This window comes from Limosilactobacillus mucosae, from assembly GCF_013423865.1.
In the GTDB taxonomy this organism is placed as follows: Bacteria; Bacillota; Bacilli; order Lactobacillales; family Lactobacillaceae; genus Limosilactobacillus; species Limosilactobacillus mucosae.
In genome coordinates this window covers 590,833-603,185 of the sequence record NZ_CP058954.1, presented here as the reverse complement: position 1 = coordinate 603,185, position 12,353 = coordinate 590,833, and the positions used below count along the sequence as shown (strand labels likewise).

12 protein-coding genes are annotated in these 12,353 nt (G+C 47.6%); all 12 read right to left on the bottom strand.

Annotated elements, in window-relative coordinates:
• Positions 1 to 147 precede the first annotated feature (147 nt).
• Entirely contained in the window at positions 148 to 861 is a 714-nt protein-coding gene (locus H0G69_RS02890; RefSeq protein WP_033934918.1) for a DivIVA domain-containing protein, read from the bottom strand.
• A 16-nt stretch (positions 862 to 877) separates the two neighbouring features.
• Positions 878 to 1,666 (bottom strand): YlmH family RNA-binding protein, encoded by a 789-nt coding sequence (locus H0G69_RS02885; RefSeq protein ID WP_180305127.1) that lies wholly within the window; start codon positions 1,664 to 1,666, stop codon positions 878 to 880.
• A gap of 10 nt (positions 1,667 to 1,676) precedes the next feature.
• Entirely contained in the window at positions 1,677 to 1,946 is a 270-nt protein-coding gene (locus H0G69_RS02880) for a YggT family protein (protein ID WP_109588025.1), read from the bottom strand.
• An 8-nt stretch (positions 1,947 to 1,954) separates the two neighbouring features.
• Positions 1,955 to 2,398 carry a cell division protein SepF gene (locus H0G69_RS02875; RefSeq protein ID WP_180305126.1) on the bottom strand — a complete coding sequence of 148 codons (444 nt, stop codon included), beginning with the start codon at positions 2,396 to 2,398 and terminating at the stop codon, positions 1,955 to 1,957.
• A 76-nt stretch (positions 2,399 to 2,474) separates the two neighbouring features.
• The gene (gene ftsZ, locus H0G69_RS02870; RefSeq protein ID WP_006499704.1) at positions 2,475 to 3,809 is read right to left on the bottom strand and encodes a cell division protein FtsZ; all 1,335 of its coding nucleotides are present in this window, start codon (positions 3,807 to 3,809) and stop codon (positions 2,475 to 2,477) included.
• Between the two features lie 36 nt (positions 3,810 to 3,845).
• Positions 3,846 to 5,225: a cell division protein FtsA gene (gene ftsA / locus H0G69_RS02865; protein ID WP_033934922.1), complete on the bottom strand. Its 1,380-nt coding sequence runs from the start codon at positions 5,223 to 5,225 to the stop codon at positions 3,846 to 3,848.
• A gap of 135 nt (positions 5,226 to 5,360) precedes the next feature.
• Positions 5,361 to 6,212: a cell division protein FtsQ/DivIB gene (locus tag H0G69_RS02860; protein WP_143112990.1), complete on the bottom strand. Its 852-nt coding sequence runs from the start codon at positions 6,210 to 6,212 to the stop codon at positions 5,361 to 5,363.
• A 12-nt stretch (positions 6,213 to 6,224) separates the two neighbouring features.
• Positions 6,225 to 7,331 (bottom strand): undecaprenyldiphospho-muramoylpentapeptide beta-N-acetylglucosaminyltransferase, encoded by a 1,107-nt coding sequence (gene murG, locus H0G69_RS02855; protein ID WP_180305125.1) that lies wholly within the window; start codon positions 7,329 to 7,331, stop codon positions 6,225 to 6,227.
• On the bottom strand, positions 7,331 to 8,707 hold the full coding sequence (gene murD, locus H0G69_RS02850; protein ID WP_128513148.1) for a UDP-N-acetylmuramoyl-L-alanine--D-glutamate ligase: 1,377 nt from the start codon (positions 8,705 to 8,707) through the stop codon (positions 7,331 to 7,333). Before murD ends, murG begins: the two co-directional genes overlap by 1 nt.
• Positions 8,708 to 8,834: 127 nt before the next feature.
• On the bottom strand, positions 8,835 to 9,794 hold the full coding sequence (gene mraY / locus H0G69_RS02845) for a phospho-N-acetylmuramoyl-pentapeptide-transferase (RefSeq protein ID WP_033934926.1): 960 nt from the start codon (positions 9,792 to 9,794) through the stop codon (positions 8,835 to 8,837).
• Between the two features lie 32 nt (positions 9,795 to 9,826).
• A complete protein-coding gene (locus H0G69_RS02840; RefSeq protein WP_180305124.1) occupies positions 9,827 to 11,971 on the bottom strand; it encodes a penicillin-binding transpeptidase domain-containing protein in 2,145 nt (714 codons plus the stop codon).
• Entirely contained in the window at positions 11,971 to 12,342 is a 372-nt protein-coding gene (gene ftsL / locus H0G69_RS02835) for a cell division protein FtsL (protein ID WP_180305123.1), read from the bottom strand. The genes H0G69_RS02840 and ftsL overlap by 1 nt, the downstream gene beginning before the upstream one ends.
• Positions 12,343 to 12,353 lie beyond the last annotated feature (11 nt).

The following is a 12,353-nucleotide window of genomic DNA, read 5'->3' as shown; positions in this document are numbered from 1 at the left end:
CGGCCAATGCTACTGAGTTCGCATTGACGTTCAGAGATGATAGCTGCCCAGGCCTTAATTGCCAACCTCTCACCATTCGTTGGCTCGCTGAAATACGACGCTGGGGGCGTGATTCTCCTCAACAGTTTGTTCGCGATTAATTATCAACTAGTGTGCCGAACTGTCAGGAAAGACAACGACCGTCTCGCCATCATTTTTAGCAGCAGGCTTGGCCGCAGCTTTTTGATCCTGCTTTGGTGCTTGACTTTCCTGCGACTTTTCAGCAGCTGGTTGATCGATTGCTTGTGATTCTACACTGTTTGTCGAATGATTGTCAAGACTGCTTCCCAAAATCTTTTGAATTTCGTCATATTTGCTCAGATCGTCATTAGCCAACAGCTCATCCCAATCCTTGCTCTTAACGACTTCCAGCTGTGATTCCAGCATTACCTGCAGTCGCTGTCTGAAAATCCGTGTCTGTTTTTTAAGATCATTGGTTTCCGTAGTCAGTTTCCGCGTTTCATCGGCACTGTTTTCAACAACTTGATTTGCCTTGGCATTGGCCTCTGAAACAATATCGGTTGCCTGTTTTTGCGCCTCGCGAATCATGATTTCGGCTTCGCGTTTGGCATTGTTCTTAACCTTGTCGGCTGCTTCTTGCGCGACCAGAATCGACTTGTTTAAAGAATCCTTCAAGTCCGTGAAGTATTTTAGTTTTTCTTCATTGGCCTTGATAGTTTCCGTTAATTCATGATTCTTAGCCTGCAGTGCCTGAAACTCACTGGCCACTTGACGCAGAAATTCATTGACCTCGCTGGGATTATAGCCCCGCATTTTGTTGTCAAACTGCTTTTTGCTGATTTCTTCAACGGTTAACGTCATTTGCTTTTCCTCCAAACTAAGCATGCACCACTGACATGGCGACGCGAATCTTATTTTTTCTTGTAGTTCCTTGGATCTCATCAATCCGAATTCGACCTGCATGCCGTACTGAAAGCAGATCATGAGCAACCAGCGGATAATCGGGACGCATCTCAGTCTCCCAGTTTACCCGCGCATCGCCATGTTCAATCAGCTGCTTGGCACGGTTGCGTGAATAGTTAAAGCCGGCTGCAATCACAGCATCCAAGCGCATTGATGAAACCGTATCAGTCATGGTTTCCCAATCTTCTTGGGGCGTCACGATCATTTCTGGTTCAACCGGCTTCATTTTAACGTGGATCTTGCCAATCTGACCAACCTGCTGCCGCAGATAGTTGGTTAGACTGCGGCTGACTACTACTTGCCAGCGCATTCCCTCGTTGAGCACGTCACCAAATGATGAACGCGCCAAGCCAGTGCCAATCAGTGTTCCTAAGATCTGCCGATGATGCAGCTCGGTGAATTTGGTTGGGTAGTCGATTTCAATCAGCTGCAGCTCAAAGTCAGTCTGCTGCGGCTCATAATAGCTGGGATAAAACAAAACCCGCTGCATCTCAGCATGCTCCCAGCCGCCATTGGCCCGCATTTTAACATCATCACGTCGATTGGTCAGCGTTTGAGCGATATAGACCTGGCGTGGATTCAAAAAATCAGTCAAAATCGGCCGGTATTGATCAGCGGCCATATTCAGCCAATCCTCAACCTGAGCAATCAAGGGCGCTTCATCAGGACGAAAATGCTGCTTAATGTTTTCTTCATCCGTCATTTTTCTGCTCCTAATAGCCTATTATTCTGGTCAGCATAATAATGCCATACTGTACCAGATAAAGCACGAATACGGCCACCACCGGTGCAAAACTGATCCCTCCCAGTGGCGGAATGTGTTCGTCAAAAAAACGCAGATACGGCTGAACCAGCTTAGTGATCAATTCACCTAAACGGCTCTGCATTGCACCCGGAAACCAGGTTAAAAGACACCAGACAACAATCAGTAAAATGTAAGCATCAATAATTTTATTGATCAGCCATGCAAGATAAGCAACCATATTTCTCCTTAAAGTCGTTCACTGTTATTGGAATTAAGATCACCGGCCAGCTTGCCGGCAACATCAACGTCACGTGGCACGCATAGAAAGATCTGCTCGCCAATCCGCTTAATTTCACCATCAATTGCATAGACGGCCCCATTTAAAAAGTCCACGACCTTGTTGGCAGCTTTGTTGTCCATCTGAGTGAAATTAACGATAACGGCATGATGACTCAGCAACTCATCAACGATTTCCTTGGCCTCGCCATACAACCGCGGCTCAAACAGCATGATCTTGCCATTTTCAACCGGTGCTGACTTAGCCGCAGCATGCTGTGCTCGATCAATCGGGACCACCTTTTTGCTGATGGCTGGCGTTACGGGAGCTGCTGGTGCGACCGGCTGCGGCTCGTAATCTTCAGTTTCTGATTCAGAGCCGATTCCAAAAAAGTTATTTAAAAAATTAGCCATTTTTGCTCCTCCTTTAATTCTGAGCTGAAGATACAGCAAAAGGGAGCGCCTTTATTCAGCTCCCCCAAATCACTAATTAATCATGACGACGATTCTTGAAGAATGGCGGCATCGTCAGATTATCATCGTCTTGTTCGTCGGATGCAGCTACATCCCCATGAAAGACATTGAATTCTGGCTTTTTAACGTGATTGAACTCATCGTTTTGTTCACGCGTATCGGTTAAATGAGTACCAGCGGTTGGATCATCCCAGCCAGCAAATGGATCCTGAGAAGCTGCTCGTTCACTCCGTTGATTTTCGACTGGACGTTCTTCTACAGGCTGTTCAGCAGGTTTGCTTTCAGAAACTGGCTTGGCCTCTGGTTCAACACGGGCAGCGTGCGTTTCACTGGCAGCTGGCGTGCTTACTGGCCGAGCAGCGGCTGCCTGTTGGCGCTGCTGTTTGGCCTTATCGATACCAGTAGCGATAACCGTTACGCGAACCTCATCGCCAAGCGTGTCATCCATGGCCATCCCAAAGGCAATATCAACATTGGTATTAGCAGCCTGACTGATGACGTTGGAAGCTTCCTGGGCCTCAAACATCGACAGATTCTTACCACCAGTAATGTTCATCAGGACATGTTCAGCCCCGTCAATCGATACTTCAAGCAGTGGTGAGGAAATGGCCTTCTTCGTGGCTTCGGCAGCCCGGTTTTCGCCTGTCGAAGAACCAATTCCCATCAAAGCAGAGCCCTGGTTTTCCATCGTATGACGAATGTCGGCAAAGTCCAGATTGATGTAGCCAGGATTGGTAATCAGATCGGAAATCCCTTCTACACCTTGACGCAGAACGTTATCAGCCTCTTTAAAGGCTTCCATCATCGGCGTCTTCTTGTCAATCATTTCTAACAGTCGATTATTGGCAACGACGATCAGCGTATCAACGTTTTGCTTTAATTTTTCAAGTCCTTCGCTGGCCAATTTGGCACGGCGCTGACCTTCAAAGGTAAATGGACGCGTAACGACACCAACCGTCAGCGCACCAGAGTCCTTGGCAATCTTAGCAACGACTGGAGCAGCACCAGTCCCGGTACCACCACCCATGCCGGCAGTTACGAATACCATGTCAGCACCTTCAAGGGCTTTTGAAATTTCAGACTCGCTTTCTTGAGCAGCCTTGGAGCCGACTTCCGGATTAGAGCCGGCACCCAATCCTTTGGTCAGCTTGGGGCCTAATTGAATCTTGGTTTGGGCGTGTGAGGCATCCAATGCCTGCAGGTCAGTGTTGGCAACGATAAAATCAACGCCGGACACTTTATCATTGATCATTTGATTAACTGCGTTGCCGCCACCGCCGCCGACACCGATAACCTTGATCTTCGCACCCTCTAATTGCATTTGGTCAGTTTCATTAGTTAAATTGTCCATTCGTTGGTTCCTCCGTCACTTTAAAAGTTAGTCTAATTAGTCAAAGAAGTTCTCTAAGAAGCGCTTAATGCCACCCTTGCTCTTAGGCTTTTTGACGGGCTTTTCCGGCGTCATTGGCTCCTCTTTTGCTTGCTGAGGTTCTGACGAGGCATCAGGCATTGGTTTTTGATATGACTCTTGATAGTAGCTGCGAGTCGTTTCCAGCTTGCGCGGCTGCTCGGCTTGATGAGGGCTCATAATCAAGGCACCTTGCTGAACGGTTTGTTTCAGCAGACGATCAATATCGTTTAGGTGATCCTCATACATTCCCAGAGCAATTGCCAGTGCAAAGCCAGGATGACGGACTCCCATCTGTTCAGGAACAAAAGTCTTTACATTGGTCGTAAAATATTCTTTGGCCAACTCAACCACACCAGGCAAGGCCGTCACGCCGCCAAGCAAAATGACGCCACCAGGCAGATTAGGCGCATGCACCTCTTTTAAACGATTGCTGATACGTTGGAAAATCTGCCGAATCCGAGCCTCGATGATTTCTGCCAGATACTTTTCAGAATATTCGACCGGCTGATTTTGACCAACGACATCAACTGCCAGCTGCACGTTTTCATCAGCCATGCGACTGTCGGCATAGCCATGATCTCGCTTGAGGCGCTCAGCATTGCGCATTGAGGTATTTAGCACCGTCGAGATGTCGCGCGTTACTAATTGACCGCCTTCAGGATCAACATAGACAAACTTCAGCTGATGGTCGTGAATGATGCTGGCCGTAGTCTGACCGCCACCCATGTCGACGACCAGCGTACCAAAGTCCTGCTCGCCATCGTTGAGAAGGTTAAAGCCAGTGGCAATCGGTGAGACGACCAGATCTTGAATCTGCAGCCCCGCTTGTTCAACTGCCTTCTTAGTGTTGTGAACGATCGTCTTGGGGCCAGTATAAAGAGTAGCTGCCAATTCCAAGCGAACGCCAACCATTCCCCGTGGATCCTTAATTCCCTTAAAGCCATCGACCGTGAATTCTTGTGGAACCAGGTCAATGATTTCGCGTTCAGGCGGCAGATTCTGCGTCAGCGTTGACTGAGCAACGTCGATTACGTCTTGATTGACGATCTCACGCGACTGGCCTTGACTTGCGATCGTAATCATACCATGAACGTGACCCATTTGCAGATAGTTGGCTGGCAGAGCAACGACGACCTTTTTGATGTCAATGCCCGACTTGGCCGCGGCCTCAGCAACCGCTCTTGAAATTGCCTGCGCCGTTTTGTCAATATCAACGATCACGCCACGATTCAGCCCAGCAGATGGTTGAACGCCAGTGCCTACGACTTTTAATTGTCCTTTTACGTTTTCGCATACCAATACTTTAATTAAAGTGGTTCCGATATCTAAGCCTACGTAGACTTGTGAATTTTCCATCTGCCTGGAACCCTCCTGTTTTCTAAAATTCAACCCGGATTCAGATTGTAGCCATAAACTGTACTAAATTTTACCACACTTAACACGATACAAAAAAGGTCCAAACCATGTTTATTTGGCGCTTGATCAACGAACCTACTCGTCTTTGGTGCCATATGAGTACGAGAAAGCCCCATATTGCAGATCAACTACGCCGTTTGCCTTCATTTTAGAGGCAATTGAAGGATAATAGCGCATTTTTTGATTCAGATTGTCAGAACGAACCAAAATCTCGTTGCCATCATTCATATAGATGCGCAGACGCTTAGTATCTGATGTCGTTGGGGCAAAGGTTACTTCTGAGATGCCACCCCGGATCGCGGCGGGAAGCCTGCCAATCTGACGGGCTGTCTGCTGCATGATCTTTTCATGATGCTCAAAACCGGCATAGCGGACAAAATTAGAGATTGAGCGATTCTTGACTGGAGTCAGCCGACCATTGCCAATCAGCAGCTGATTGACCCCATTATGCTCAATTACGCCAATAATCGGATATTCAGTGACCTTGATTTTGATCGACTGCGGTCCAGTTAGACTAACCTTGAGCGTTTTAACCTGCGGATTGGCTTTTTGAGCCGTCTGTTCAAGTTTTTTTTGCTGAAACAAGACTCGCCAGATCAGGGCTCCCTTTTTGATCTGGGCTGCCGATTCAACTTTAGCAGCCGACAGATCTTGATTGCCAGTTACCTGGATTTTCTTAATCTTGCTTAAAGGAGAAACGATATACGAGGCCAGCAGCATAATGATCAAAAAAGGAACCAAGATGCTGAGTACGCGCCGTGAGTTGTCAACGCGCTGTGCACGCTTGATACCCATGACACGACTGCCAATGCCCTGTTCTTGATAGCGACGACGACGATCAAAAGCCGCGGCACTCTGCGCTTCTAATTTGGCCAAACGTCGTGCATATCGCTGATGCTCTTGATTTCGTTCTTCGTCGCTTTTCATGTTTTTCCCCCTTTATTTTTGGTGATCGGCAATCGCTTTATGCAGAATCTTAATCAAGCGATCAGCTGCATCTGGACGGCCCATCTTTTTTGAGGCCTGTGCCATCTGATCACGGGCAGCCTGATCTTCCATCAGACGATCAGCTTGAACCAGCAGTGAGCGGCCATCAAGCTGATCTTCGGTAATCATGGCCGCGGCACCGTTTTTAACCAGCGCCATGGCATTTTTGACTTGGTGGTTGGCCGTTACGTAAGGACTTGGAATCAAAATCGTTGGAATGCCCAGTGCCGTAATCTCAGCAATCGTGGTTGCACCGGCTCTTGAGACCAGGCAGGCAACTTTAGGCATTTTAGCCGGCATATCTTCAATATAAGGAACGACCTTGACGTTTGAGCCAACCTTAACGTCTTTAAGTGCCTCTTTAACCTGATCATAGCGCTTTTGACCCGTGGCAAAAACAACCTGATAATCGCGCTTGCTGAATTCAGGAATGGCCTGGACCACACTGGCATTGATCTTAGGTGCTCCTTGGCTGCCCCCAAAGATCATCAGAACCGGCTTGTCATCACTTAAGCCGTAGCTGGTCCAAGAAAAATCGGAATTCGCATTAGCGGCTGCCTGCTGCGCACGTGGATTGCCGCACATCGTAACCTTGGCTGCTGGGAACTGATCTCTGGCAGCATCAAAGGCAATGGCAATCTCATCAACGTAACGGCTCAAAAATTTATTGGTAATACCGACAACGCTGTTTTGTTCATGGATAACCGTTGGTACGTGCAGTTTGGCTGCCGCATACAAAACGGCGCCGCTGACATAGCCGCCCGTTCCCAAAACCACGTCCGGCTTAAATTCCTTAATAATTTTTTTGGCATCATGAACGGCTTTTAAAAACAGATAAGCCGTCTTAAAATTTTCCAGCGACAATGAACGCTTAAAGCCCTGCGTATGCAAAACCTTTAGTTCAAGTCCTGCTGCTGGAACGATTTTGTTTTCCAGACCGCGATCAGTACCGACGTAAAGGACCTGGGTATCTGGCTCCACTTGCTTTAGGCGCTCAATCAACGCCAATGCTGGATAGATATGGCCACCGGTACCGCCACCGGATACGATGATTCTCATTAGTTCTGCTCCTTTTGTCCAGTCAGTTCTTCAACCGCCTTGATGAATTCGTCGCCGCGTACTTCAAAGCTGGGGAACTGATCCCAGCTGGCATTGGCTGGCGAAAGCAGGATGACGTCACCAGGCTCGCTAAGTTTCCAAGCTTCTGGAACTGCCGTAATGGCATTTTCGGTTTCAACGATTTTGGCAATGCCAGCCTGCTCAGCAGCATCCTTCATCTGCTGCTTGCATTCACCAAAGACGATAATTGCCTTAACGTGTTTCTTGAAATATGGTACCAGACGCTCAAACGTATAGCCACGATCCAGGCCACCTGCAAGCAGAATTACCGGCTGCTCAAAGCCCTGCAGTGCAACTTCAGTGGCTTCGATATCGGTCGACTTGGAATCATTGTAAAAACGCCGCCCTTGATAGTCCATTACGTACTGCAGACGATGACGCACTCCAGAAAAAGTCGTCAACACGGCAACGATATCCTCATTGGAAACGCCGCTCAGCTTAGCCGCGGCAATTGCTGCCAGTGCATTTTCAACGTTTTGCGGTCCAATCAGGCGAATATCCTTGGCTGCCATGATTGCTTCATCCCGCCAATAAATCATGCCATCTTGCTCATAGGCTCCCTCATGGCTCTTGTTAAGCCGGGAGAACGGAATAATCGTTGCATTGGAGCGTCGCGCAACTGCCTGCCATTCATCACGATCCCAGTTGATGATCAGGTAGTCATCCTTGGTTTGGTTGCGCGTAATGTTGAGCTTGGCATTGATATAGTTTTCCCGATTTTTGTGATAGTCGAGGTGATTGGCAAAAATATTGGTAATAACGGCAATATGGGGATGAATCGTTGGCGCGCCCAGCAGCTGAAAACTGGACAGCTCCGCGACGATCGTATCATCGGCTCCCATCTTTTCAGCGGTCTTGCTGAATGACACGCCGATATTGCCTGCATAGGCGGTCTGGTGCGGATTGCTCTTGGCAACCATTTTTTCAATCAAAGTCGTGGTCGTGGTCTTTCCATTGCTGCCCGTAACTGCAATCAGATGACCCGCAAAAATCTCGCTGGCCAGTTCAGCTTCAGTAATGATTGGCGTTTTTTGGGCCATGAATTTTTGAACCAGCGGAACATCATAAGGGATTCCAGGATTTTTAACGACGACATCAAAGTCCTCATCAGCCAGCCATAAAGGATTCTCACCCGTAATTACCTCAATGCCGTCTGCTTTAAGATCAGCTACGACCGCCGGATCCTCAGGCGTCTTTTGATCATTGGCTACCACCTGGGCTCCCAGCTTGACCAGCAGATGCGCAGCGTTAATGCCACTAATGCCAAACCCCAATACTAATGCCTTTTTGCCTTGATACTTCGTTACTTGTCGCACGAAAATTCACCTCGTATTTTCATCAATTATAAAAGCAAAAATTATTTTACCTGGTCTTTAATCATAAAAATAATCATAGACCACTTATACTGATTTATATTTAAAGTTATCGTTAAAAACCAGCTGACTATTCAAACAGCATGATCGTACCAATCGTCAGGATCGAAAACAGCAGCGTAACGCTCCAAAAGACGATATCAATCTTCCATTCACTCCAGCCCTTCATTTCAAAACTGTGGTGAATCGGCGTCATCGGAAAGATTCGATGACCGGTTGTCTTAAAGGCTGCTACCTGCAGAATCACGCTCAAGGTCTCGGCAACATAGATGATCCCAATAAACAAAAGCGACCATTCATGATGAAGAAGCAGCGCAACGGCAGCCAACGATCCTCCGATTGCCAAAGAACCCATGTCACCCATGAAGATTTTAGCCGGTTTGTGATTATAAGGGAAAAAGCCGGCCAAAGCCCCCACCATTGCCAGACAGAACAAAGCAACCTCATATTGACGCTGCATAACCGCCAAGAACAGGTAAGCTAAAAAGGATACGATACCGCAGCCAGTTACCAAGCCATCCAAGCCATCAGTCAGGTTTACGGCATTGGAGAAGCCAACCATCCAGAAAATAATAAACAAGCCATAAAACCAACCGATCTGTGAGCTGCCAAAACCCATTTGAAAGCCTTCATGCTGATAGATTACCGTAAAGATCATGGCAGCAACAATTTGGCAAAGTGCTTTTTGCCATGGCTTAAAGCCCTCATTTTGATGATTAAAGATTTTGATCGAGTCATCCCACATGCCAATCAATCCATAAACCACCAAAACAAACAGCAAAGCCCACATCGTATTGGTTAAGACTCCTTGCCAGACTGCAACCCACAAGCAGGTTACCAAAGCGGCAATGATAAACAAAAGCCCGCCCATTGTCGGCGTCCCGGCTTTTTTAGCATGCCAGGTCGGACCTTCTTCCCGAATCTGCTGTCCTTCTTTTTTAGCCCGGAAATAGCGAATCAAAGACGGCATCAGCAAGAACGTAATCAAAAACGAGCTGAGCAGCGTCAAAATGACAACTAATATACTCATAATATCCTCCTAGAATCAATTCTCATATGATTTTATTTTGCCTTGTAGCGGACCTGCAAGGCATCTCCCTCTTTAAGGACCGTATTGGCCTTGATGCTTTGTGAAACGGCATAGCCACCACCAGTCGATTTTAATTTAAGCCCCAGCAACTGAGCAAAACGGCTGACATCGGCCTGTGACCAGCCAGAAATATCCGGCATCGTAACCTGCCCGCCCGTCAGCAGAAAGACGCGCTCATTGATAATCACGCTGCTGCCTTTAGCGGCCGACTGCTTTTTGACTTTTTTGCCATTTCCTAAAACAACCACGTTCAGTTTCTTGTTCTGCAGCTTTTTTTGCGCATCAGCCGCACTCATTCCTACAACGTTTGGCAGCTTGACGACGCCTTGGTGCTTAGAATCCTTAGCCGTTGCCCGGTCCAAAAGCTGCTTAGTGACTGGATTGACTACCTCGGCCATGTACTGCTCGGCGGCTTTGGTAATGTGCTGCGGCTGTTTCATCGTAATATAGACAACATATTTTGGATTTTTAGCTGGTGCCATCCCGACAAAAGAGTACAGATAGTTGGTGCTCCCGGTTTCATAACCATGCGAGCTGCCGATCTGAGCCGTCCCAGTCTTCCCAGCAATCCGATAGCCGCTGATCTTATATACTTGACCAGTCCCATTCTTGTTATAGATGACACCTTGCATATAATGGAGCACCTTTTTTGCCGTTGCTTGACTGACTGGATGGCCGATTGTTTGCGGTTTGGTTTTTTCAAGCATCTTTCCATCACTGGCTACGATTTTTTTTATGAAGTAGGGCTTGACCATTGTGCCATTATTGGCAATAGCTGAAAAAGCCTGCATCATCTGCATTACGTTGACGGTAATCCCTTGACCAAATGCCGTGTTGGCCTGTTCCAACGTCCCCTTATAGCTGGTATAGCCTTTGGACTCGCCGCTCATGCCGTAGATGCCGACATTTTTAAGCAGGCCGAACTTTTGGATGTACTTTTTCCAGGTAGCTGATCCCATGTCCTGTTCGATGTGGGCAAAGGCAACGTTACTGGAACGATAAAATCCTTCCTTATATGTAATATTGCCCCAGCCAGCCGTATTCCAGTCAGTGATCTTACCGCCGCCAAGCTCCCAGGTCCCCGACTTGTACACGGCCTCGGGGTTAAAGTTGCCAGAATCAATCGCCGCCGCCAGTGCTAAAACCTTCATCGTTGATCCCGGCTCATAGGTATCTTGTACCAAGGCATTGCGCCAGACCGGGGTTGATGAATTGACATTAGGCCGCTGCGTTGCTGCCAGGATCTTGCCGGTCTTGGCCTCCATAACCACGGCAGTCATCGAACTAGCCTGTGTTTCTTTTTCAGCTTTGGCAATTAAAGTCTCAAGCTGCTGCTGCGTTCGATTGTCCAAAGTCGTATAGACGTCGGCACCATCTTTGGCGGGGCGGCCCTTTACCTGACTGTCAGCCAGCTGATAGCCGTAGACGTCCTGCTTGATTTCCTTTAGGCCGTTGATACCGGTCAGGTTCTTATTGAAATAGCTTTCCAATCCCAGTCGCCCAACCAGCTTGGTCTGACCCGTCTTGTCATTGGTCTTGGCAGTAGCCAGACCAATCAATTGACTGGCAAATTCACCGGCCGGATATTGACGAGCAGGCGTTGACGTAAACTGCAGTCCCGTAACGTGCTGAGCCTTGATTTTTTTCATCGTGCTGACTGAAATACCGCTGCCAGCCGGACCGAACTCAACCTGGTAAACGTTCTTGCGCTTTGGCGACATGATCGACAAGGCCTTTTTTTCCGTGATATCCAGATACTTAGCCAAGACCTTAGCTGCTTTTTTCTTATTGGTTACGTAATTAGGCTTTCCCTTGGCAGTCAGACTTTGATGACTCAAGACCGCTGTTACGGTATAGGTTTTGGTATCCTGAGCCAGTGCATTGCCCTGCGCGTCATAGATCGTACCTCTTTTGACCTCAATAATTCGTTTCGAGGTGTACATTCGACTGGCCATCGTCTGTAAATTTCGATTTTGGACATCCTTGGTCGTTGCAATGACAAAAAAACGAACGACAAACAGAACAAAAATACAGAAAAATGTTAGGAATAATGCGATACCGAACATTTTGCGATTTTTTTGATTCTTTCCAATCGTTCGTTGTTGTTGGTTTTTCATTACTTATTAACGTTCCTTACGCTTGAATTCGCATCCGTGAGGCCATATTTCTGCGCGATCTGCTCCAATCGCGCTTGACTGGTCAGCGTAGTAACTTCCTGCTGATCGCTGACATTTTGCTGTTTAACATTGGCTACCTGCGTTTGCAGATTCTGCAGACGGTGCTGCTGCTTAACGACTGACAGCTGGGTAGTTACGACCATGATCATCATCGAAAATGCAATGAGAGCGCCAAAGATCATCAAAATCTTTTCAAACGGCGAAAACGGCAAGCGATGCTGATGAGACTTTACTTGTGGCGTCGGCTGATTAGGGCGCGGCGTCAATTGAGGCGTTGGTTGATTTAATTTTCTTGCCGCATTTGAGGCCATATAAAACACGT